The sequence below is a fragment of the uncultured Corynebacterium sp. genome, assembly GCF_946998835.1.
In the GTDB taxonomy this organism is placed as follows: Bacteria; Actinomycetota; Actinomycetes; order Mycobacteriales; family Mycobacteriaceae; genus Corynebacterium.
Map to the genome: position 1 here is coordinate 1 of NZ_CAMQAZ010000016.1, position 23,946 is coordinate 23,946.

The window sequence follows — 23,946 nt, forward strand, 5'->3', positions numbered from 1 at the left end:
CGCACTATGTTGAAGTCCAAGATTCACCGTGCCACGGTGACTCAGGCTGATCTTCACTACGTTGGATCGTGCACGATTGACGCTGATTTGATGGAAGCAGCTGACCTGCTTGAAGGTGAAGCTGTCGACATCGTCGATATCAATAATGGCAACCGTCTTACCACTTACTGCATCACTGGTGAGCGCGGCTCGGGCATTATTTCCATCAATGGTGCCGCTGCCCGCCTGATTTCGCCGGGTGACCTGGTTATTATCATCGGCTACGGCATGATGGATGATGCCGAAGCGCGTGAGTACAAGCCGAATGTCATCTTCGTCGACGAGGACAACAAGATCCTAGAAAGTGGCAATGACCCGGCGGATGTGCCGGAGGGCTCTGAGCTGAAGAATCCGCGTAGCCCAGAGAACTAGATCTAGCCCGCACAGCCCGCGAGCTGGGGTGTCGACTGCGCAGTTGGAGAGAAAAGCCGAGCTGGAAAACCACAACACCAGGGCGTTCACTTTGCGTTAAAGTGTAAGCCATTAGACCGTCAGCTAAAGCTCATTGGCGAGTTGGTTTTTAGAAACCGGAAAGTAACACAACGTCCTTAGCTTCTTAGAGGATCTAAAAGTTTTAGTTATCCATGTCCTCACCTAGTTGAAGCTAAACAAAGGCGGTCTCCTCATGGTTCGTATTGGCAAGAATCTGCTGACGAATTCTTTTGCTACCTCTCGCAGCTCCCTGACCTGTACTTACAAGTGCGGTAATGCTTGTGCTGACGATGCTCCGAATGAGTTCTCTGACAACGAGTACTTCGGTGATGTTGCGAAGCAGGCCTTCTCTCAGCGCGCATTCTCCCGCCGCGCCGCACTGAAGGTCACTGGTGCCAGTGCTCTTGCAGTCGGCGGTGGCGCCGTGCTGGCCGCTTGCTCATCCGACGATTCAGGCAGTAGCGCAAGTGGTGCCGATGCCTCCGGTACCGCTGCAGCCGGTGACGGTAGCAAGGGTGAATCGCCGGAGGGTATGCGTTTCGACGTCGTCAAGCCGAATAAGGAAGACGCAGTCGTTATCCCGGACGGCTACGAGCAGAATGTTCTGATTCGCTGGGGCGACCCGATTCACGAGGGCGGTCCGGAGTTCGACTTCGACAAGCAGACTCCGGAAAACCAGAAGAAGCAGTTTGGCTTCAACAATGACTTCGCTGGCCTGATCAAGGCTGAAGACGGCACTCTGCTGTACGTCTGCTCGCATGAGTACACCACTGAGCCGATGATGTTCCGTGCTTACAAGAAGGAAGATGCCACCAAGGAGCAGGTTGACATTGGACTGGCTGCTCACGGGCAGACCATCCTTGCTGTGGAAGAGGATGACAAGGGCTTCCTGAAGCCGATTCTGAGCGACAAGCGTAACCGTCGCATCACTGGCTTCACCGAGTTCACAGTCGACGGCCCGGCTGCTGGTCACGATTTGCTGAAAACCAAGGCTGACCCGACCGGTATGAAGATCGAGGGTACTTTGAACAACTGCTCCGGTGGCGTTACTCCGTGGGGTACCTACCTGTCCGGTGAGGAGAACGTTGACCAGTACTTCGGCAACGTTGGCAAGCTCAAGGATGAGGACACAGTTAAGAAGCTCAAGCGCTACTCGGTCAAGAATGAAGAGCTGTCCGACCGCGCGTGGGAGAAGTACTATGACCGCTTCGATGTCTCCAAGGAGCCGAATGAGCCGAACCGCTTCTTCTGGCTGGTAGAAATCGACCCATCTGACCCGAACTCCACCCCGGTCAAGCACACCGCACTGGGCCGTTTCAAGCATGAGGCCGGTCAGATTTACGTTACCGACGACGGCACCGTGGTGTGCTACTCGGGCGATGACGAGCGCTTCGAATACATCTACAAGTTCGTCTCCTCCCGCAAGGTCAAGGAGGGCGACCTCAAGCACAACATGGGCATCCTGTCCGAGGGCACGCTCTACGTCGGAAAGTTCAACGGTAATTCCGAGTCCGAGATTGACGGCTCCGGTGAGCTGCCGAAGGACGGCCGTTTCGACGGTGACATTGAGTGGCTTCCGCTGATGACTGCCAAGGCTGATGGCAAGCACGAGTCCCACGTTGACGGCATGACCGCTGAAGAAGTTTGCATCTACACCCGCCTTGCAGGTGATAAGGTCGGTGCGACCCGCATGGACCGCCCGGAGGACATCGAGCCGTCTCCGAAGACCGGTAAGGTCTACGCGGCACTGACCAACAATAAGTACCGCGGAAAGGCAACTCCAGATAACTCTGGCAAGACTCAGGACCACAAGGCTGCGAAGAAGACTGACGGTGCTGGGCGCCCCTACGAGGACGCGACTGAGGTCGCACCTATCACTGAGAACAAGAATGGTCTTGTTCTGGAGATGGAAGATGACCACGCTGGTACCAAGGGCAAATGGAACCTCCTGTTGGTCTGTGGCGACCCGAACGAGGCCTACACCTACTTCGGTGGCTTCGACAAGGAATCGGTCTCTCCGATTTCCTGCCCGGACAACGTCGCCTTCGACGAGTACGGCAACCTGTGGGTTTCCACCGACGGTAATGCTCTGGACTCCAACGACGGTCTGTTCGCCGTTGCTGTCGAAGGCGAGCGTCGTGGTGAGACCAAGTGCTTCCTGACTGTCCCGGTTGCTGCTGAGACCTGTGGTCCGCAGATCTTCTCCAACCGCGTCATGGTCAACGTCCAGCACCCGGGTGAGATTGAGACGGATCAGGGCCACCCGGTCGGTGATAACCCGGACCCGACCACCAACCCGACCTCGCACTGGCCGGATGGTGGCAAGGAGCAGCCGCGCCCGGCAGTCGTTCAGGTTGTACGCACTGATGGCAAGAAGATTGGTGTGTAGGTTGCCCGTGGCTGGGAGCTAAGCAAAAACGTGCGGATTAGCGCGTAGGCCTATCGCGGCGCGTCTCGAACGAAAGTTATTGTTCGACGACGCGCCGCGACTGTATTCGGTAGAAAGTTAGTAATTGGGCGTTTTCTCAGCGCCACCGAACTATCGATGGGATTAAACCTAGTGAACAGCATTGTCATAATCGGCATCATCCTCGTTATCATCGGCATCATCGTCGTTGCCGTGGAACGTCGGAATACCGAGGTTCCGGGCTCCGATCGGGCGCGTTTTGTCGATCCGCTGATGACGGACGAGTACCGCAAGTACGGTCCAACCTCTGTCGCGCCGGGCGCAATTCTGAACTACGGCGGCGCCTCCCATATCGTGCGCGGATCACTTGAGCTCTCGCAGGGACCGTTCCGCTGGTGGGAGCATCTCGTCGATGGTGGGGCGGATGGTTCTTGGTTCGGTGTTGAGGAAGATGAGGGTGAAGTTATCCTCACCTGGTGGCGCAAGCTTCCAGGGAGCTTCGAACCAGCCAATCCCATCGTTGTCGACGGTGTGGAGTACTGGGAGGAGGAGCGAGGAAGCGCCCGCTTCACCGCGACCGGTACCACTGGGCTGCCGCCGGAGGGGGCTACGGACTTCGTTGACTACAAGTCCGAGGACGGTCGCTTGCTCGGGCTGGAGCGTTACGGTGACTCAATGTGGGAAGCCTCAACCGGTATTAGGATTCTCCCCGGTGAGATTGACGTTTTGGCAGCTCCGGACCATAATCCGGACGCGGACAATCGCTAGTGGTGGCCGCTATGTCGCTGGCAATCCTAGATGTGCCGTTCAAAGACACCGCTGCGGAGCAACTCCGTGTTGCCATTGACGGCCAAGTCCCGGACACTCTCTGCGAGACGGTTATCTCTCACCCCGACGGCAGGACACCGCCGCTGACGCTGGGAGTTCTCGGAGCGTCGCATGTGGTTTTCGTCGGTAAGCGGGAGAATCCGCATTTCACCGAGGAGATTTCATGCGCCGCGGCACACGGTGTGCCCCTGAGCCGGGCGGGCGTGACGGTGAACTCTCGCGTGGAGCACCTCTCGCCAGAAGCCTTCGCTCAGCGTGCAAATGCTTTACGACGCGAGTTTGGCGCGGGGCATCCCCATTCGGTCGTCGCGGAGTTTCCCGGTTCGCCCGACGCGCTGACTGTGTTGTCCGCGGAGCCGATTGAACAGGGGTATCGCTGGGTAACGTGGCATGGCTACCCGCCGGGGCAGTTCGTGTGGACGTCGAATACTTGGACTGCTGTTGCTGACAACCAGAGGGTAGCGCCAGACAGCGTAGAGGGAGGTTCCTGAGTCTATGGGACGCGCAAATGCTGGGTACGCGCTGATTGTTATCGGCGTTATGGTCTGTCTTGTTGGTATCTTTGTCGGCGGGAAATCTGCGGAGGAGCGGATTAGTGATCGCTTTCCGTCCGCGTCCGGTGCAGTGTCTGCGACGCAAGCCAGTAATGGAATTGACCGGCGCTGGAACTGTGGTGACCGTGACCCCATTGAGGTTGGGCGCGAGCTGCGGGAGGAAATCAGGCCACAGGCTTACAACGAAGATGACGGGGCGGCGTACCTGAGAACTCAAAAATATCTGTTCATCGTCTCTCGTCAGGTCCCTGAGGCGGGGGCGAAAGACACGTGTCTGATCACTCGCGAATCACTGGGGGGCCGCTATTCGAGTGGGCACTTCATCTATCTCGGCCCTGGTTTCGGCCCCTCCGCCCCCTCGGGCGGTTCGGGTGGATCGGCCGGATCATACGGAGGAGCGAAATAACCATGGAACCAGTAACGTACATGGCTGCCACCGGGGCGGCTACTCTCACGGCGCAGTCGATTGTGTCCTCAACAGTGGGCGAGCATCTGGCGGTCGGAGTGCCAGCCACCATCGGTTACTTCCTTGCGGGAGCTCTGGTGCTGATGGTTGGATTCATCGTCCTCGACCTGCTCACGCCTGGGAAACTGCGTGACCTGGTGTTTGTCGAAAACCGTGCGGGCGCCGCAATGGTAGCGGGATCACAGCAGATTGCGCTGGCCTGCATTGTTGTTTCGGTAATTCGCGCATCCGACGACAGCCTGATGGTCGGCCTGGGGGAGACTCTCGTTTACGGCGCCCTTGGCATTGTGCTGCAGGCAGCATCGCTGTTGGTGCTGGAAGCCCTGATTCCGGGGCGCTTCCGCGATGTTGTGATGGATGCGAAGGTACGCCCCCGAGCGGCGTTGGCCGCGATTACCTTCATCGTTATCGGTGTGATTAACGCGGTGGCGCTGTCGTAGATGGAGACCACGACTTCTCGGCGCTGGCGGGCTCTCCTGCTGGGTTCCGTGGCGGCTTGTGCCGCCTGCGGTCTAGTCTATGAGCTGGCGCTACTGGCGCTGTCGGCCTCTCTGGGCCGCGGCGACGTCGTTGCGAATTCCCTGATTGTCGCCGGTTATGTCGCGGCGCTGGGCTTTGGTGCCGTGGCGGCGAAGCCGCTTGTTCGCCGTGCCGCTGTGTCCTTCCTCGGCATCGAGTGCTCGTTGGGTTTGCTCGGCGGCGTTTCCGCAACCGCTCTGTACTGGGTATTTTCCGTCACAGGCGAGAGCCTTGGGGCGCTGGTCGCCGCGACTTTCGTGATCGGAACGCTCGTCGGTGCCGAGGTGCCGTTGCTCATGACACTTCTGCAGACCGGCCGGACTACCTCCGCCGAGGACACCGGTCGCGTGCTGGCGAATCTCAACGCTGCGGACTACTTCGGTGCCTTGGTCGGTGGATTAGTCTGGCCGTTTGTGCTTCTGCCAACGGTGGGTATGTTGAAGGCTACTGCCATCGCAGGCCTAATCAATGTCACCGCGGCATTGATTATTGCCGCACTGCTGCTGAGGCAGATGCTGTCTCGTCGAGCACTTGTCGTATCTGTCGCTGCTCTCGGCGCGGCGTTGGTTGCGCTGGTAGCACTATTGGCTGGTATCCGAGATATTGAGGCGACTGCTCGGCAGTCGCTCTACGCTCAACCCATTGTTTTTGCTAAGCATTCGAAGTACCAGGACATCGTCGTCACACAATTTGGTAAGGATCGGCGGCTATACCTCGACGGAGGGCTCCAGTACTCCAGCCGTGACGAGTATCGCTACACCGAGTCGTTGGTCTACCCGGCGGTGGATAAGGATACGAAGTCGGCTCTAATCCTCGGCGGGGGCGACGGGCTGGCAGCCCGGGAGCTGCTGAGGATGCCCAACATCGAGCGCATTGTTCAGGTGGAGCTGGACCCAGAGGTTATAGAGGTCGCCCGCACTGTATTGCGGGAAGACAACCACGGCAGTCTGGACAACCCACGCGTGGAGAAGGTGACTGCGGACGCTTTCGCATGGCTCCATGACCAAGCACGCGGCAAGACTCAGGTGCAGAAGTTCGATGCCATCTACGCAGACCTTCCCGACCCCGACAACGCAGTGCTGGCAAAACTGTACTCTCAGGAGTTCTACGGGTTGATTCGCACGGTGGCTGCGCCGGGCGCGAAGCTTGTGGTGCAGTCGGGTTCGCCGTTTTCGACGCCGCAGGCCTTCTGGCGCACCGACAGCTCGATTCGCGCCGCAGGCTGGTCGACCACCCCGTATCACGTGCACGTTCCCACCTTTGGAGACTGGGGTTTTGTGCTAGCACAGGCCACGCCTGAGCCTCCTTCGCTCGCACTTTACGACGGCTCCCCGCCGCTTCGATTCTTCACTCCTGACGTGGCCCGAGCCGCAACCGTGTTCGGTGCCGATAACGGTCCTCAACAATTAGAACCGTCGACCCTTGCTCATCCTCGAATTGTGGAAGATATTCGTCGGGGTTGGCGGGAGGCGGGGGAATAATCCATCGGGTGTTTCGCAAGGAGTGGGCGAGTAGCAGGTCGGCGGTGTAGTCGGCTAACCTTTATAGCCGTGACTGACGCGAAGAAGACCCCTGAAAACACCGCCACCGTTCCTGAGCAGCTGCGTATTCGCCGCGAGAAGCGTGACCGCCTGCTCGAGGCTGGAATTCAGCCGTACCCGGTTGAGGTTCCCCGTACCCATTCCCTCAAGGATGTCCGCGAGGAGTGGGGGCACCTCGAGGCCGGCGAGGAGACTCAGGACGTCGTGACCGTCATTGGCCGCGTCATGTTTATCCGTAACACTGGCAAGCTCTGCTTCGCTGCTCTGCAGGAGGGTGACGGAACCACCCTGCAGGCCATGCTTTCCAAGGCTGAGGTCGGCGAAGACGCTCTGGCTGCGTGGAAGTCCGACGTGGATATGGGCGACTTCGTCCTCATTACTGGCCGTGTGATTTCTTCGCGCCGCGGCGAGTTGTCCGTGATGGCTACCAAGTGGCAGATGGCTTCGAAGGCTCTGCGTCCTCTGCCGGTGTCGTTCGCTGACCTGTCCGAGGACAGCCGTGTGCGCCACCGCTACACGGACCTGATTATGCGTGAGCAGGCTCGCACTAATGCTCTGACTCGTATCAAGGTCATTCGCGAACTACGCCACGCTCTTGAGCGCCGCGGTTTCCTTGAGGTCGAAACCCCGATGCTGCAGACTCTGCACGGCGGTGCTGCTGCACGTCCGTTCGTGACTCATTCCAACGCGCTGGACATTGATCTCTACCTACGCATTGCGCCGGAGCTCTTCCTCAAGCGCTGTGTCGTCGGCGGTATGGAGCGCGTCTTCGAGATCAACCGCAACTTCCGCAACGAGGGCATTGACTCCTCGCACAGCCCGGAGTTCGCCATGCTCGAGTACTACGAGGCATTCGGTACTTATGACGACTCCGCCCGCACCGTCCGCGAGGTCATCCAGGAAATCTGCGTCGCGGTCTTCGGTTCGACGAAGGTCACGCTTGCCGACGGCACGGAGTTCGACTTCGGCGGTGAGTGGAAGCAGATTGAGATGTACCCGTCGCTGAACGAGGCTCTTGCTCGCAAGTTCCCTGGTCAGCCGGAAGTTACCATTGACTCCACCGTCGAGGAGCTCAAGGCGATTGCTGATGTGATTGGCCTTGAGGTTCCGGAGAAGGGCGGCTGGGGCCACGGCAAGCTGGTCGAGGAAATCTGGGAGCTGCTCTGCGAAGATCAGCTCGACGGTCCTATCTTCGTCCGTGACTTCCCGGTTGAGACCTCTCCGCTGACTCGTCAGCACCGCTCCAAGCCGGGCGTGACGGAGAAGTGGGATCTCTACGTCCGTGGCTTCGAGCTGGCTACTGGTTACTCCGAGCTGGTTGACCCGGTTGTCCAGCGCGAGCGTTTCGAGGATCAGGCTCGTCTGGCCGCCGGCGGCGATGACGAGGCGATGGTTCTGGATGAGGACTTCCTGCATGCAATGGAGCAGGGTATGCCGCCGACGACCGGTGTGGGCATGGGTATCGACCGTCTGCTGATGGCCCTGACCGGCCTCGGCATCCGTGAAACCGTGCTGTTCCCGATTGTGAAACCAGAAGTGTAAACGCAATCTAAACGACTCACGCGACGTGACGCGGCGCTCTCATCTCCGGGGGCGCCTTTTTCGTGGGAACACCACTGAGCTAACCCTGTTTGTTGCCTGACAAGTCAGAAACCTGAAAGTTTTCTGTTACTTGGCATTGTTTTTCCAATTCTTGTGACAGCTGTCACGCGATTGATTTATTGTTATGCCAGTAATAGTTCTGACTCGAAAGGCCATGATCACATGAGCGAGAAGAAGAACCGCGAAGATTCGACCGTCGGCCGCAATAACCCTGGTCGCGACGCTATCGGAGCGGCAATGCGGTTCATCACGTCGATTACTGGTTCGGACTTCGCCCAGAAGTACGACCTTCAGCCAAAGATCGACCGTGTGGTGTACCAGTCCACCAAGTCCGGTTTCAAGACCCTTGGTGCCGCTAACCGTCAGTTTAAGAAGATTTCCGGTTCCGGTAAGCCGGAGCGTCCGGCGGAGGAGGCCCAGGCTGCGCAGGAAGCCGCAGCTGAGGAGAAGGCAAAGCAGCTCTTCGACCTGACCCCGACCGAGGATCAGCAGATGATTGTCGAGACGGTGAAGGAGTTCGCTGAGTCCCGTCTGCGCGAGACCGCTTACAAGTCTGACCACGAGGCAACTCCGCCGGAGAACCTCGTCTCCGAGGCATCGGAGCTGGGTGTCACCATGATTAACGTCCCGGAGGCTTTCGAGGGCATCGCTACTGGTGAGGACGTCACCACCAACGCTCTGGTGGCAGAGGCTCTGTCCTACGGCGACATGGGTCTGGCTCTGGCTGTGCTGGCTCCGGCCGGTGTCGCCGCCACTCTGACCGCGCACGGCTCCGACTCGCAGCAGAAGACCTACCTGCCGGCATTCGCTGGTGAGAACGTCCCGGCTGCCGCTGTCGTTCTCGCAGAGCCACGCCCGCTTTTCGACGCACGCAAGCCTGAAACCACCGCAAAGCGCGAGGGCGATTCGCTGGTCCTGAACGGTGTGAAGTCCTTCGTTCCGAACGCCGGTGCAGCTGAGCTTTTCGTCATTGGTGTTGAGCTCGAGGGCAAGCCGGCTTTGGTTATCGTCGAGTCCGACACTGAGGGCCTCCACGTAGAGGCTGACCCGTCGATGGGTCTGCGCGGTGCCGCACTGGGGCGAGTTGTTCTGAAGGATGTCAAGGTTCCGGCTGAGAACATTCTCGGTGGTGCCAGCACCTCTGCCGAGGAGCGCGAAGAGGCATACCTCGACATTCTGCGTCGCTCCCGCCTCGGTTGGGCTGCTCTTGCAATGGGTACTTCCCAGGCAGTTCTCGACTACGTCATTCCTTACGTCAACGAGCGTCAGGCATTCGGCGAGCCGATTTCCCACCGCCAGGCAGTGGCCTTCATGGTCGCTGACATCAAGATTGAGCTCGACGGTCTCCGCATGATTACCCTCCGCGGTGCTTCTCGTGCTGACCAGGGTCGCGGTTTCGCTCGCGAGGCAGCACTGGCTAAGACCTTCGCCACTGAAAAGGGTATGAAGATTGGTTCCGACGGTGTGCAGCTGCTAGGTGGACACGGCTTCACCAAGGAGCACCCGGTTGAGCGTTGGTACCGTGACCTCCGCGCAATTGGCGTCGCCGAAGGCGTCGTCGTTCTGTAAACCGCTAGATACTTCAGCCGAAAAGAATTAAGAGGAAAGAAAATGATTAACCTCGAACTGCCGAAGTTCCTCAAGGCGGGCGCGTCCCAGTCGCATCAGGCCGCCGCTGAGATCTTCCGACCGATTTCCCGTAAGTACGATCTCGCTGAGCACGAGTACCCGAAGGAGCTCGACACCCTTGCCTCCATGATGGACGGCATGGCAGACGGTGGCCGTGGCTTCTCCGGTGCATCCGGCGGACGCGGCGATGAAAAGAAGGCGAAGCGCGCTGGCGTGAAAAACGGCGGCAACATGGCATCGCTGCTCAACGTTATTGAGACCTGCTGGGGTGACGTGGGTCTGACCCTGTCCCTGCCGTACCAGGGTCTGGGTAACGCAGCTATTGCCGCAGTTGCTACTGATGAGCAGCTGGAGGCTTTCGGTAAGACCTGGGCTTCCATGGCTATTACCGAGCCGTCCTTCGGTTCTGACTCCTCCGCCGTTTCCACCACCGCCAAGCTCGATGGTGATGAGTACGTCATCAACGGTGAGAAGATCTTCGTCACCGCTGGTGAGCGTTCCGACTCCGTCGTCGTGTGGGCGACTCTAGATAAGTCCAAGGGCCGCGCTGCCATCAAGTCCTTCCTGGTGAAGAAGGGCACCCCGGGCTTTACTGTTGAGCGCCTGGAGGAGAAGCTGGGTATTCGTTCCTCGGATACCGCTGTGCTGCGCCTGGACAACGTCCGCGTTCCGAAGGAGAACCTGCTGGGCTCCCCGGAGATTGATGTTAAGAAGTCCTTCGCGGGCGCAATGGCAACCTTCGACAACACGCGTCCGCTGGTTGCCGGTATGGCCATCGGTGTCTCCCGTGCTTCGCTGGAAGAGCTGCGTCGCATCTTGGAAGAGGCCGGCATTGAGATTGACTACGATGCACCGGCACACACCCAGAGCGCTGCTGCAGCTGAGTACCTGAAGCTGGAGTCCGATTGGGAGGCTGCTTACCTCCTGGCCCTGCGCGCTGCGTGGATGGCTGACAACAAGCAGCCGAATACCCTTGAGGCTTCTGAGTGTAAGGCGAAGGCAGGCCGTGCTGGCACCGAGATTTGCTTGCGTGCTGTTCAGCTGGCAGGCACCTTCGGTTACTCTGAGCGGAACCTGCTGGAGAAGTGGTCCCGCGACGTCAAGATCCTGGATATCTTCGAAGGTACCCAGCAGATTCAGCAGCTCGTCGTTGCTCGCCGCACCCTGGGGCTGTCTTCCAAGGAACTCAAGTAATTACAGTTTCAGAGCTATCTACATGCAGGTGAGCCGGTAAAAGTTCATCTGAGATGCTCAAGCCACATTTTTAAAACACCGTCCAGCCACCACTTGGCTAGGGCGGTGCTTTCTTGTGCGTGCTTTGGGGCTATACGTCCCTCGGTGGAGTCCTCGGTGGGGTAGCCCTATTTTCTGAGATTAGAGGGAAAGTTAATCTATTTTTCATCTTTAGGTTCTAGGCTTTATTGCCATGAGCATTTCCCGTCGGGCCTACCTCTCTGTTGCGACTCTCGCTGCAAGTTCAATGGCTGTTGCGAAAACCTCGGGAGCCTACGGTCTGGGATATGTCACGTCGGGGCTGGGACTTACCCAGTCAGATTCAAAGTCGTGGCAGGTTCTGGCCAGCGACTTGGAAGTCATCACAGTCACGGACACGTCGGTCGCATTCACATGGGCCACGTATGCTCCGGGGGTGCAGACAGCGTACGGCTTCATTAAGCCGACCGTCCCTTCTGATGAACGGGTGCTGATCGGTCCGGTGGATTCGTCCCAATTGGAACTCGTGTACGAGGGTTACTCAGAGTCGGGTTACCACCACGTTGTCATTGATGGGTTGGAACCAGGTCGGGAGTATCGCTTTGAATGCTGGTCGCACAACTGCCGTGCGGTTCCGTCGCTGAATATCACCATGAGCAAAACTGCGCCGGAGAAAACAGGCGTCTTTAGCACTCTGCCAGCATTAACGGGTGCACATTTGGCAACGTTTGCCCTGACGAATGACACGCATATTGGTAAGCCCAATCACGATGGCATTCGCATTGGTAACTTCGGTCTTTCCTCGAATCCGGGGGAGCAGCCCTTTCCTTCTATGCAGTTGCAGGGCTTGGTGGACACAGTTAAGGCCGCCGGGATTGAGACTCTCGTCGTCAATGGCGATTGCACGGATAGCAACCGCCCAGAGGAATATGACGAGCTCATCGGTATTTTGGATGGGTTTGGTGAGTTTGGAAAAGACTGGTTTGTCACCCGCGGTAACCACGACGTGCACCCGCCGGGGCTTCCAAATATCAACGGTTTCCGGGGGCGCGGTATCCGCAAGGGTAAGACTGCTGTTCCGGATTATTTCAGCCAGCGGCTAGTGCCAACGCAGCAGCATTGGTCAACGCGTGTTGGCGAAGTGCGTCTCATTGGTGTTGATACTGCGGAGTTTGGTTTTGCAGGCGGCCGTATTGGTGAGCGCCAGATGCGTGCACTGCGTGCAGAGCTTGCGGAGGATCCAGAGCGGCCGACAATTTTGTTCGCACACCATCCGTTTACTCAGGATGCGGTGCGTTCGCACTTCGGTGGTGAGGCGTTTATGGTGGAGGCGCAGCAGTCCAAGATTTTCCAGGAGATTCTCGCCGCCACACCGGGTGCTAAGGGAGTTTTCGCTGGCCATACGCACCGCAGTCGTCGTGGTGTTGCCGACTATGGGGCTACGGACTTCTGTGAGCGCGGCGCAGCATTGGGGTATCCGGGCGGCTATACGCAGATTCGAGTTCACACGGACGGCTATCAAATTAGCTACCACCGCACGACAACACCACAGTCGTTGTCGTGGTCCGCAAAGACTCGATGGTCGATGTTCGGGTTGGAACCGGAATTCATGCTGGGAAAGATTTCCGATCGAAATTACGTCAATTTCTTCAAGAACAAGGTTCCGCTCTGAACTAGTTCTAGCGTGAATCAAGGGTACGCTGGGCAACAAATAGTGTTAATAGATAGTACGCAGTGGCGTGCACCATGAACATGCACCGTGGATACGCACCGTGAATATCCATGAATACGTGCCATGGGTAATCGCCATGGGTAAGAGCCTTCGCAAAGCTGCAACGTTATTGGCCGAGCACAGGTGTGCCTGTGAAGTAATAAGGAATTTTTTAAGCGATGACCGACCAGTACAACCCGCGTTCGTCCTCCCCGCAGGATTGGGAGCAGGACGGTTATGCAGCGTCTGCCTGGCAGCAGTCGCAGGGTGGGCCTCAGAGCCAGCCCCAGAATCAGTACCAGTACCAGCAGCCGGGGCCGAATCAGGGAGATTACACCCAGCAGTATCCGGCTTATCCGCAGGCTCCCGCGCCTGAGCAGAACAGCAACAACGGTCTGTATGTGGCTTTAGGCATTGTCGGTGTCGCGCTTGCCGCGGTTGTCGGCATTGGTGGTGCATATTATCTGAGTAATTCCTCCGATAATTCCCCGCAGTCTCCCGATACGGTTGCGGCGGGGGATGCGTCGTCAAGCACTGCGTCTTCTGCACCGGCGGAGACGTACACGGAAACCTATACCCAGACCGCTGAGCCGGAAGCCACGAAGCAGCCGGAGACATCCACCACGAAGACAACCCAGAGGGGTAACTTCGGACTTCGCGCGTTTGGGATGGATCGCGATGATATCGATGCCGGCGGTTGGGTCGGAAGTAACGCGCGCTGCTCGGGCGGATATTACGCGCGTATGTTGGCGGAAACTCCGTCGGGTAAGGCCGTGATTTGCGAGAACTCCAATAACCGTCAACAGCGCCATTACATTGGGGACTTCAGCGAAATCTCGGATGCCCCGGATGCGTATAAGGTCGATAGTTTCTCCACGAACCGCGCGGTAGCGAAGAATGGGGTCTACACCTATACCGTCACCCCGAATGCAGTGACAGTGACCCGGGACGGCGAGGAAATTTTCCGTGAATCCGTCACTGACTTCGGCGTTCTGAATGCTGGGTAGTCAGCTCTGAGCACTATCAGCGCAGGCAAAAGGACGCGGTGACTTCCACAGTAGGAAGTGCTTACCGCGTCCTTTTCGCGGCTGCTGTTGGCTTTACGACGGTCCCAGCGACCTAGGCCACCTTCTCCGCGGCATTCTCCCACGGCTTCGGCAGGAAGCGGGGAACAACCTTGCCGACTGCGTTACGTGGCAGTTCATCGAGGAACACGGTCTCGCGCGGAACAGCGAAACGGCTAAGTCGCTGCTTGACGAATGTGCGAATCTGCTCATTGGTCAGGGCGCGGCCCTCCGGGGAGTCGTCGCGGACGACCCAGGCGACTAGTGCCTGGCCGAAGCGCTCATCCGGAACACCGGCGACTGCGCACTCGCGGACGCCCTCGAGCTGACTGAGTGCATCTTCGGTTTGACGGGGGAAGACATTCTCGCCGCCGGAGACAATCATGTCGTCCTCACGGCCGGAGATGTAAAGCAGGCCATTTTCCATGCGGCCCAGGTCACCGGTGCATACCATGCCGTCGACGACCTGCTTGTCCGCGCCGGGGCGGGTGTAGCCCTCGTACAACATGTTGTTGCCGACGAAGATTCGACCGGTCTCGCCGTCGGAGACGCGGTTTCCGTCTTCGTCGAGAATCTGGACTCGGGTTCCCAGTGGTGCGCGACCTGCCGTGGTCGGGTTTTTCTTGAGTTCATCCGGGGTGGCGATAGTCGCCCAGCTGACCTCGGTGGAGCCGTACTGGTTGTAGAGAACCGGACCGAAGCGCTCGAGGGTCTTTTTGACAATCCCCTCCGGAATCGCCGAACCACACGATGCGATGATCCTCAGCGATGTCGCCCCGATGTCGTAGTTGTCCGGGAGCACCTCAATCATGCGCTGCAGCATGGTTGGCACCACGAAAATGGTATGCGGCGAGTGCTGTTCGATGATGCGGAGGCTGTCGACTGGATCGAACTTCCGGCGCATGATCATGGTGGAACGCAGTGCGATGCACAGCTGCGCAGTCGCGAATCCCCAGGTGTGGAACAGCGGTGCCGCGAGGTATGCTGGGCGACGCTGGCGCAGCGGAATACGGCTCATGATGGAAGACGCGGGCGTCCAGCTGCGCGGCTCCGGACGCTTCGCACCCTTCGGGGTGCCGGTGGTGCCGGAAGTCAGAATAATAACGCGACCGCGACGGGGGCGGCGAGGTAACTCGGCAGTTGGCCAGTTAGCCGGCGGTGCGGTCTTCAGCATCTCCTGCATGGAGGTCCAGCCTTCACGGACGCAGGAGGTATCACCGTAGTTTTCGAACCACGACACAGCGACCGGGCACTCATCGAAGTCCTCCGGCAGCATGTGGGTGAATTCCTCATCAATGAAGAGGAAGTCAATCTTCTGCTCGCGAATCACGGCCAGGGTCTGCTCAGCAGCGGCCCCGGTATTGAGCAGCACCAGATCGGTGCCGAGACGGCCATGAGCGCACAGCGCCATGATGAAACCGCGATGGTTGCGGGCCAGGACACCGATTCGGTTTCGCTGCTGAATATCGCCGTGGCGAAGTGCGCGTGCCAGGGCAGTGGAGCGCTCATGCAGCTCTTCGTAGGTCAGCGAGCCACCGTCATCGATGATGGCGGTGTGGTGAGGGTCGCGGCCGGCGGCAATGCCGAGGAGACCAGCTGGCAGGAAGTCCCAACGGTAGATGGAGGTCAGTGCCTTGCCGGCGGCACCGGGCCCCATCGAGCCGAGGACACCTGCCTGTGTTACCGGTGCGAGGCCGAGAACTAGATCAGAGGTAGCCCGCGAAGCTTTGCGCACTTTATTGAGAATCGAGGCCGGGGGATTAGATGTCATTGTCACTCATCTTCCGTGGTCTATGTTCTGTGGTCTTCGGAGAGCCCTAAGTAGGCGAAACCGCATCATCGAAACCTCATCAGCAGGACCGCCGATTTAGTTTCTTTTGTAGCAAGAATAAGTGTCCCAGCTCACTTTTGTGTAGCTTTTGCAAAATTCTTTATCAGAAACGAATATTTGTGAAGAACAGCTCCATAACCAGCGAAGACGGTCAAAAACTGCAGGTTCGTCGTCCTCGATGTCGTGCTCCGAAAGCGGTTATCCAAAGGTCAATGAGTACGCGGTCATTGATTCCGGCATTTCAATCGTCAGGTTTCCAGACAGCGGCGAACCGTCCGTTGACCGCAAGAGGTCAATCGTTCCCGGCAATGTCATTGCGGGGAAAGTCGTGACCTTGCCGTTGTCATCCGTCACCTTCAGCTCACCCTCGCCAGATGCCACGATCTGTACCAGCGCTGCGTAGTAGTTCAGGTGAATCTTTGCGCCGGGCCCAGCGGGCACAATCGACTGCCCCCGCAGTTCCCACGGCCCTTCCAAGCTGTATCCCTTCTCAAAAGGATCACTGAACGCGAAGTTATGTGGTCCCGGTCGGTACTCGCGTGGGGGATTGCTGTAGAACTGAGCCCGATCAGTGCCCAGGTAGGTTTCCAGATTTCGGTCCTGCGTCGCAATCGGCTTGTCCGTGTCGTCGGCTTCGATAGGCGCAGGTAGGTCAATGCCCGGGTTCGCGTCGGCAAGCAGTTGGCGCACGACACGTTCGGTGGCGGAGTACTCGCCCTCGCCCTCATGAATCTGGCGAATTTGCCCCTGCGCATCAACTAGATAGTGGGCCGGCCAGTAGCGGTTGTTGAAGTTCGACCAGGTCAGGAACTCATTATCCAGTGCGACGGGGTAGTGAATCTTCTGCTCCTTCACCGCGGCAGCCACGTTGGCTGGTTCGCGCTCGAAGCTGTATTCAGGCGCGTGGATGCCGACGACATTTAAGCCGTAGTCGCGGTAGTGGTCGTAGAGCTTAGTGATGTGCTCATTCGCTCGCTGGCAGTTGATACAGGCGTAGGCCCAGAAATCGACAAGCGTAATTGTTTGGACATCCCCCACCTTTTCCGGTCGCGCGGGATCCACGGGCGTATCCGTGTTGATCCAATTGGTCAGGCCTTCAAAAGCTGGCACCGGTCCGCAGTCCGCCGCCACTTTCGGGTCACCATTGCGGCAGTCCTTCAGGCTTGACGACGACGCGGAGCCAGAAGTGGCCCCGCCGATTCCGTCCAGTACATTCTGGGTGTTGTCCGAGGAATTGAACTTCTCTTGCACGCTGGCAGTCCAGTCTGGCAGCGTGCGTTGAAGCTGTGCCGGCACATCGGTGGCAATAGCCAACGCGAGAGCCAAAACGAGAGCTCCGGCCACCCGGGTAATTCCGGTGCGGTGCTTGGAGGCAAAGTCGGCCCGCTTCGACCACGCGGAGCCTGCCAGCGCGAAGAAGAATAGGGGCACGCAGGCGCCGAAGGCGAAGGAGAACGCCAAGATGACTGTCTGCCAGCCGATCTTTCCGGTCGCTCCAGCGACTGTCACCGCTGCCAGCACCGGGCCCGCACACGGTGCATACACCGCTCCGAGGGCAAGACCAATGCCGAAACCGGAGCTCCTCTTCGTCGAGCCATCGGGCTGCGTATCTTCGCTGGTGCGGTCGTAAATCCACGTCGGCACGCTAATGGCGGCAAAAGGTCGCTCTAGTAACTCGCCGAGCGAGGGAATCAGCATGCTGAGCCCCACAATCACTAGCAGCGCCACGCCAATCCATCGCAGCGTGCCGCTTGGCAGGCCCAATGCTGATAGCGCAACGGTTCCGAGCAGAGTAATGGCCGTAAAACTCAAGGCGATGCCGAGCGCTACGAGAATTGGCTTGCGTTTGGCGTCGGCAGATACGGCCAGAACAATTGGCAGTACGGGCAGAATGCACGGAGACAAGCCCGTGACCAGGCCTCCGACAACGCCGATCAAGATCACTTCGGGGATCATGATTGTTCTCCTTTAAAACTTCGATTCATCCACCAATACGGACCGACCCCTGATAACGGATTGGGAAGTGGATAGTGTCCCCTGGAAAAAATTTTGAGAAAGATGTTCCAATCCAACTACGCGCTCGACTCCGTAGTAGAGGGTGAAGCTATTCGATACGACATAGGAGAAACTATGAATTCCGCTTCCCAGAACCGAGCTTTCCTGCGCATTTTTGCAGCCCGAGTTGTCGTTGTGGGCGCAGTCGCGACCGGTGCGGCCTTTGGCCTCGCAGCCTGTGGCGATAATTCTGATGCCGAAATGACTCCTTCCGAGACTTCCATGGAGATGTCGACAGAGAAGATGGACGGCATGGACGGCGATCACGACGACGATGACCGCATGAGCAACTAGCTTTTCGGTTCCTCGTTGTGGCCGTGCGTGAATTATTATCAACACCTGTGAGGCATGAATCCGAGCTCGTCAACGAGTTACTCGTACGTGTTCAAAATGGCGATCGTGAGGCATTTTCTTCGCTTTACGACGTCACGGCCTCCCAGGTGCTCGGTCTTGCCGTGCAAGTGCTGCATGACCGCGCGCAGGCAGAGGAAATTACTCAGGAAGTTTTTCTTGAGCTATGGCAACAATCGATGTCATTCGACCCTGCCAAGGGAAGCGCCAAAGCCTGGATTTTCCGGTTGACCAGGCAACGCGCAATTGACCGGTTGCGCTCGCATCGCGCAGCAGTGACCAGAGACGACCGGGATGCGCTCCTGGATGCGGCAAAGGCTGTGGAGTCGGTTGAGCAGGCAACACTGACCAATCTCGACCGCGAGCTGGTACGCACGGCAATTGAACGAGTCGGGGAGCCGCACAAGACCGCTATTTTGCTGGCGTATTTCCAGGGGCTGACCAATCGCGAGTTGGCAGAGGCCACCGGAGTTCCACTGGGAACAGCGAAGACGCGATTGCGGGATGGTCTTCGAAAACTCCACCGAGAATTGTCAGCGAGTGCGGCTCACTACGACGAAGGCGTGGAATCAGCGTCGCCGAATGTAGGAGCATCTGATATTGAGGCAGGGGTGAAGTAACGATGGCTGAGAAGAACACGTCGAATTCGTCTGAGCTTCCCGATGCTTTTGAGGAGGCTCTTGCTCAATATGCGGAACCGGTGGCTCCACCGGTGGAGCTAAAAGGCTCCATAATGTCGCAGCTGGATGACTTCCCGCAGCGTGCCGCTTCGATAGGAGAGCCGGAAGGAGCCCCCGTAGCGGATACCGATTTCGCTGAGGTGATTGACCTCAGTGACCGTCGTAAAGCGTCGGCTGACGGCGGATTCCGGCGTAGCTGGATGGTGGTGTCCAGCATTGCGGCGGCACTGGTGCTGGTTGCAGGTGTGGGTGTATTCGTCGTCTGGCCCGACGACGATGCGGGGTCGGAATCTTCGATCGTTGTCAGTGCAGAGAAGGCGAACAGTGGCACCAACACCATGCACGAAATTATGGCAGCTAAGGACGTGCGCTCAGCCTCGTTTAGTGCGGATGGCGCGACGCTCGATGTTGTTGTCTCGGAAGACATGAACAAGGGCGGTGCCATGGTCAATGGTGCACCGCAGTTGGATGACGGCATGGGCGCGCAGGTGTGGTCGATCGACAGCGCCGGGCGAGCACGCTCGGCAGGTGTTATCGGACAAGAGCCGCACACGGACGTGTGGATGCCGCTGCCTGCGGACACCATGGCGGTAAAAGTGACAGTCGAGCCGATGGCGGGAGAAGAATCGCCGAAGGGAGCGGTGCTGGCGTCGGTGGAGCTATGACACCGTCGGTTTGGTGTCGTTAGTTTCGGTGCGTAATGGGTGCTGTACCTCGGTCGACCTGCCTGTTCGCTACTGGCGTACGGCTATAGGGATTAATCTGCGTCGTGTCGCGTTTAAGCTAGGTGAAACAACCTTTATTGAATTACGGCAAATATAGACACTTGAAAGGGCAGTGATGTTCGAGAGGTTTACGGACCGAGCACGTCGCGTTGTCGTCCTGGCGCAGGATGAGGCACGCGAGCTCAATCACAATTACATCGGCACGGAGCACATCCTGCTCGGCCTGATTAGTGAAGGCGACGGTGTGGCTGCCAAGGCGCTGGAGTCCATGGGTATTTCCCTGGACGCTGTGCGCTCTGAGGTGGTCGACATTATTGGCCGTGGCTCCCAGCCGCCGAGCGGTCACGTGCCGTTTACCCCGCGTGCAAAGAAGGTGCTGGAGTACTCTCTGCGCGAGGCTCTGCAGCTGGGTCACAAGTACATCGGTACTGAGCACCTGCTGCTCGGCCTGATTCGTGAGGGCGAAGGTGTTGCCGCTCAGGTTCTGGTCAAGCTCGGTGCTGACCTTCCGCGCGTGCGTCAACAGGTTATTCAGCTGCTTAGCGGTTTCCAGGGGGATGAGTCCGATGGTTCTCCGGAGCAGCGTCCGGTCGGTGCCACCTCCGGTGCTCGTGTGCAGGAGGGCAACCACCAGTCCGGTTCCCTGGTGCTCGATCAGTTCGGCCGTAACCTGACGGTGGCAGCGCGCGAGGGCAAGCTGGATCCGGTGATTGGCCGTGAGAAGGAAATCGAGCGCATTATGCAGGTTCTTTCTCGCCGTACCAAGAACAACCCTGTGCTGATTGGTGAGCCGGGTGTTGGTAAGACCGCCGTCGTGGAGGGTCTTGCGCTGGACATCGTCAATGGCCGTGTGCCGGAGACACTGAAGGACAAGCAGCTCTACTCTCTCGACCTGGGCTCGCTGGTTGCGGGCTCCCGTTACCGCGGTGACTTCGAGGAGCGTCTGAAGAAGGTGCTCAAGGAGATTAACCAGCGCGGTGACATCATCCTGTTTATTGACGAGATTCACACGCTGGTCGGCGCCGGTGCCGCCGAGGGTGCAATTGACGCGGCCTCGATTCTGAAGCCGAAGCTGGCTCGCGGTGAGCTGCAGACCATCGGTGCTACCACTTTGGATGAGTACCGCAAGCACATCGAAAAGGACGCCGCTCTTGAGCGTCGCTTCCAGCCGGTGAACGTGCCGGAGCCGAGCGTGGATCTCACTATTGAGATTCTGCGCGGTGTCCGCGATAAGTATGAGGCTCACCACCGTGTGTCCATCTCGGACAAGGCACTGGTTGCTGCGGCTACGCTTTCGGATCGTTACATCAACGATCGCTTCCTGCCGGATAAGGCTGTGGACCTGATTGACGAAGCCGGTGCTCGCATGCGCATCAAGCGTATGACTGCCCCGGCTGACCTGCAGGAGATTGACTCCAAGATTGCCGATGTCCGCCGCCAGAAGGAGGCCGCCATCGATGGGCAGGACTTCGAAAAGGCAGCTGGCCTGCGCGACAAGGAGCGCAAGCTGGGCGAAGAGCGCCGCGAACGCGAAAAGAAGTGGCGTGCGGGTGAGTCCGACACCATCGCTGAAATCGGCGAGGAGCAGATTGCTGAGGTGCTGGCCTCCTGGACTGGCATTCCGGTCTTCAAGCTCACCGAGGAGGAGTCCTCGCGTCTGCTGCGCATGGAGGACGAGCTGCACAAGCGCATCATCGGCCAGGAAGAAGCCGTCAGTGCTGTCTCCCGTGCAATCCGTCGTACCCGTGCTGGTCTGAAGGACCCGAAGCGTCCGTCCGGTTCGTTCATCTTCGCCGGCCCGTCCGGTGTTGGTAAGACCGAGTTGTCGAAGGCTCTGGCCGAGTTCCTCTTCGGCGAGGAAGACGCACTCATTCAGATTGACATGGGTGAGTTCCACGATCGCTTCACCGCATCGCGTCTCTTCGGTGCCCCTCCCGGATACGTCGGCTACGAAGAGGGCGGCCAGCTCACCGAGAAGGTGCGCCGTAAGCCGTTCTCCGTCGTGCTTTTCGACGAGATTGAAAAGGCCCACAAGGAGATTTACAACACCTTGCTGCAGGTCCTGGAAGACGGTCGTCTGACTGACTCGCAGGGTCGAGTGGTGGACTTCAAGAACACTGTCCTGATCTTCACCTCGAACCTCGGTACCGGCGATATTTCCAAGGCCGTGGGGATGGGCTTCTCGGGTGTCGGCGAGGCCGATGAAGACGGCAAGTACGCACGGATGAAGGACAAGGTCCACGACGAGCTGAAGAAGCACTTCCGTCCGGAGTTCCTGAACCGTATTGATGAGATTGTGGTCTTCAAGCAGCTGAGCCAGGCTGAGATTGTTCAGATGGTCGATCTCATGCTGGACCGCGTCAGCGATCAGCTCGGTGAGAAGCGCATCACCATGGAGATTTCCGACCGCGCTAAGAACCTTCTGGCCAAGCGTGGCTTTGATCCGGTGCTCGGTGCTCGTCCGCTGCGTCGTACCATCCAGCGCGAGATTGAAGATCAGCTCTCCGAGAAGATTCTCTACGGTGAGGTTGGTCTCGGCGAGACCGTCTTCATCGATGTCGAGGGCTGGGATGGCGAGTCCAAGGACATCGACAAGGCGAAGTTCACCTTCACCAACAAGGGCAAGGTCGGTAACGTTGATGCCGACGGTGGCGCCCTGGGTGGCTCCGAGGAGACCGAGGATGTTCTCGGTAGCGCTGATGGCACCCTGAGCGTTGAATCCGATGACATCGAAGGTGCTGCAGATCAGGCTGCTGCTGAGGCAGAGACCGAATCTGATAACTCCGAGGGAGAGAACTAAATGGGACTCAACTACCGCAAGAAGCAGAACCTGGATAAGAACACGTGGCTGAACTATTCCGGCTCCGGTGTGTCCGGTTCTAAGCGCATCGGTCCGGTGACCATCAACAGCCGTGGCGGTTACACCGTCCGACTGGGCAAGGGGCTGACCTTCCGCGGTCGTTGGAAGAAGAATAAGTAGTTAGCGGCTGGCGGTTAGCGCGCTAGTACCCCATTTTCTTATTGACCCACGCAATCATCTCGTCGTGGGTGAGCACGTAGGCAAGGCCGTGCGTCCCATCACCGAGGTCCTCGTCGACCTCCACATAGGTGATGTCGGCGCCGGCCTTTTGCCATTTTTGTACAAGCTCGCGTGCCGACGTCACGGGTAACACATCATCCAGTGCGTTATGTGTGACAAACACTGGCATACTGGGAGTCTTTGTGCCCAGAGCTTGTTCGTCTACGTGGCGGCGAACGACGGGGGCGAGATTCGCCGAGCGCAGATTCTCCGCGATTCCTAAGTCATTGGCCGTAAAGGCCTTGGTGTCATTGCGGGGCCAGCGCTCGACGGTAGCGCCAATGCACTCTTCGGCCGTGAACTTCAAGAAGTCCTGCCCAAGGGGACTCAGCATGCGCTCAATTGGTTCTTTGGTATCCGGATACTCGGCAACCAAGCCGTTCATGAAGTAACCGACGAGACCCGCCAGCGCCGAGCCGCGAATGTGTAGTGCGGTGTCGGTGAGGTCAGCGGGAATAGCCCCGGCGTATACGGCGCGGATATTCAGCTCAGGGGAGTATTCCTCAGCTAGCTCCGCTGCCGCCGCAGTGGCACCTCCTCCCTGGGAGTAGCCAAAGAGCGCGATGGGGGTTTCCGCTGGCAGTTGCAAGGCCTCAATGGCGGCTCGTGCCATATCGAGCGTGTTATTCCCGGCAACCTCACGGTTGAGATATGGATGCACCCCAGGGGTTCCGAGCCCTTGGTAATCCACGATGGCGACATTCCAGCCCTGCGCTAGCAGCTCCGGCGCCGGTGGTGTCGGTGGTGCTTCGTAGCGCAGCGCAACCGAACTGGCACAGTTATCAGCCATACCGAGAGTCCCCGGCGCAATCACCGCCAGAGGCCGTGGGGACTTCTCCGACCAGCGGGCATAGGGTTGCAAAATCGTACCGGACACCGCTGTTTGGCGCTGATCCCTTGCCCCTGTGGAGGAAAACACGACCCGCTGTGCGCGTGCGGGCGCATTGACCGGAAATGGTGTCTGCGTAATTACTTGCCCCGGCGGCAGTCGCTTAGCTTCTACAGCGGAGGAAGAATCTGAGGAACCGAAGCCAATCGCACCTAATCCATCCACTGCTGAGCAGCCACTGAGTGCCCCCGCGCTGGTGCCAAGTAGGGAGATTCCGAGCACCACGTTCATCCCCAAAAGACAGCGCTGGCGCTGAGATGGAGAGGGCGAGGCTTTCATGTGCCTAATTCTAGGCAACGAACCTGCCCCAGTCCGGTCATTGCTGCGGCAGC

The 23,946-nt window shown here is 58.6% G+C and carries 20 protein-coding genes; 17 read left to right on the forward strand and 3 right to left on the reverse strand.

The window, feature by feature from the left end; genetic code table 11:
* The 12 genes from panD to Q0U90_RS06840 all read left to right on the forward strand — a co-directional run.
* On the forward strand, positions 1 to 411 hold a 411-nt coding region (panD, locus tag Q0U90_RS06785; protein WP_297452846.1), incomplete at its 5' end, for an aspartate 1-decarboxylase.
* A 253-nt stretch (positions 412 to 664) separates the two neighbouring features.
* A complete protein-coding gene (locus Q0U90_RS06790; protein WP_297452849.1) occupies positions 665 to 2,860 on the forward strand; it encodes a PhoX family phosphatase in 2,196 nt (731 codons plus the stop codon).
* A gap of 171 nt (positions 2,861 to 3,031) precedes the next feature.
* Positions 3,032 to 3,646, forward strand: a complete 615-nt coding sequence (locus Q0U90_RS06795; RefSeq protein ID WP_297452850.1) for a DUF4178 domain-containing protein — start codon at positions 3,032 to 3,034, stop codon at positions 3,644 to 3,646.
* A gap of 11 nt (positions 3,647 to 3,657) precedes the next feature.
* Positions 3,658 to 4,197, forward strand: coding sequence for a DUF2617 family protein (locus Q0U90_RS06800; protein ID WP_297452852.1), 540 nt, complete (start codon positions 3,658 to 3,660; stop codon positions 4,195 to 4,197).
* Between the two features lie 4 nt (positions 4,198 to 4,201).
* The gene (locus Q0U90_RS06805) at positions 4,202 to 4,666 is read left to right on the forward strand and encodes a DUF4247 domain-containing protein (RefSeq protein WP_297452854.1); all 465 of its coding nucleotides are present in this window, start codon (positions 4,202 to 4,204) and stop codon (positions 4,664 to 4,666) included.
* Between the two features lie 2 nt (positions 4,667 to 4,668).
* Positions 4,669 to 5,166: a DUF350 domain-containing protein gene (locus Q0U90_RS06810; protein WP_297452856.1), complete on the forward strand. Its 498-nt coding sequence runs from the start codon at positions 4,669 to 4,671 to the stop codon at positions 5,164 to 5,166.
* Positions 5,167 to 6,726, forward strand: coding sequence for a polyamine aminopropyltransferase (locus Q0U90_RS06815; protein ID WP_297452858.1), 1,560 nt, complete (start codon positions 5,167 to 5,169; stop codon positions 6,724 to 6,726).
* Positions 6,727 to 6,795: 69 nt separating this feature from the next.
* A complete protein-coding gene (lysS, locus tag Q0U90_RS06820; protein WP_297452860.1) occupies positions 6,796 to 8,328 on the forward strand; it encodes a lysine--tRNA ligase in 1,533 nt (510 codons plus the stop codon).
* 222 nt (positions 8,329 to 8,550) lie between these two features.
* Positions 8,551 to 9,957 (forward strand): acyl-CoA dehydrogenase family protein, encoded by a 1,407-nt coding sequence (locus tag Q0U90_RS06825; RefSeq protein WP_297452862.1) that lies wholly within the window; start codon positions 8,551 to 8,553, stop codon positions 9,955 to 9,957.
* A 42-nt stretch (positions 9,958 to 9,999) separates the two neighbouring features.
* A complete protein-coding gene (locus Q0U90_RS06830; RefSeq protein WP_297452864.1) occupies positions 10,000 to 11,211 on the forward strand; it encodes an acyl-CoA dehydrogenase family protein in 1,212 nt (403 codons plus the stop codon).
* A gap of 232 nt (positions 11,212 to 11,443) precedes the next feature.
* Positions 11,444 to 12,901: a metallophosphoesterase family protein gene (locus Q0U90_RS06835; RefSeq protein WP_297452866.1), complete on the forward strand. Its 1,458-nt coding sequence runs from the start codon at positions 11,444 to 11,446 to the stop codon at positions 12,899 to 12,901.
* Between the two features lie 218 nt (positions 12,902 to 13,119).
* Positions 13,120 to 13,947: a hypothetical protein gene (locus Q0U90_RS06840; RefSeq protein WP_297452868.1), complete on the forward strand. Its 828-nt coding sequence runs from the start codon at positions 13,120 to 13,122 to the stop codon at positions 13,945 to 13,947.
* 112 nt (positions 13,948 to 14,059) lie between these two features.
* Here the strand turns inward: Q0U90_RS06840 and Q0U90_RS06845 are convergent, their stop codons facing one another.
* On the reverse strand, positions 14,060 to 15,775 hold the full coding sequence (locus Q0U90_RS06845) for an AMP-binding protein (protein ID WP_297452870.1): 1,716 nt from the start codon (positions 15,773 to 15,775) through the stop codon (positions 14,060 to 14,062).
* Between the two features lie 258 nt (positions 15,776 to 16,033).
* On the reverse strand, positions 16,034 to 17,788 hold the full coding sequence (locus Q0U90_RS06850) for a cytochrome c biogenesis protein CcdA (RefSeq protein ID WP_297452946.1): 1,755 nt from the start codon (positions 17,786 to 17,788) through the stop codon (positions 16,034 to 16,036).
* A 177-nt stretch (positions 17,789 to 17,965) separates the two neighbouring features.
* Between Q0U90_RS06850 and Q0U90_RS06855 the strand changes: the two genes are divergently transcribed.
* The 5 genes from Q0U90_RS06855 (at position 17,966) to Q0U90_RS06875 (ending at position 22,626) form a co-directional block, all read left to right on the forward strand.
* Entirely contained in the window at positions 17,966 to 18,184 is a 219-nt protein-coding gene (locus Q0U90_RS06855; RefSeq protein WP_297452872.1) for a hypothetical protein, read from the forward strand.
* 47 nt (positions 18,185 to 18,231) lie between these two features.
* Complete coding sequence (locus Q0U90_RS06860) at positions 18,232 to 18,861, forward strand: sigma-70 family RNA polymerase sigma factor (RefSeq protein ID WP_297452874.1); 630 nt, start codon at positions 18,232 to 18,234, stop codon at positions 18,859 to 18,861.
* A gap of 2 nt (positions 18,862 to 18,863) precedes the next feature.
* The gene (locus tag Q0U90_RS06865; RefSeq protein WP_297452876.1) at positions 18,864 to 19,586 is read left to right on the forward strand and encodes an anti-sigma factor; all 723 of its coding nucleotides are present in this window, start codon (positions 18,864 to 18,866) and stop codon (positions 19,584 to 19,586) included.
* Positions 19,587 to 19,761: 175 nt separating this feature from the next.
* Positions 19,762 to 22,446: an ATP-dependent Clp protease ATP-binding subunit gene (locus Q0U90_RS06870; protein WP_297452948.1), complete on the forward strand. Its 2,685-nt coding sequence runs from the start codon at positions 19,762 to 19,764 to the stop codon at positions 22,444 to 22,446.
* On the forward strand, positions 22,447 to 22,626 hold the full coding sequence (locus tag Q0U90_RS06875) for a hypothetical protein (RefSeq protein ID WP_297452878.1): 180 nt from the start codon (positions 22,447 to 22,449) through the stop codon (positions 22,624 to 22,626).
* Positions 22,627 to 22,648: 22 nt separating this feature from the next.
* Here the strand turns inward: Q0U90_RS06875 and Q0U90_RS06880 are convergent, their stop codons facing one another.
* A complete protein-coding gene (locus tag Q0U90_RS06880) occupies positions 22,649 to 23,893 on the reverse strand; it encodes a lipase family protein (RefSeq protein ID WP_297452880.1) in 1,245 nt (414 codons plus the stop codon).
* Positions 23,894 to 23,946: the final 53 nt, after the last annotated feature.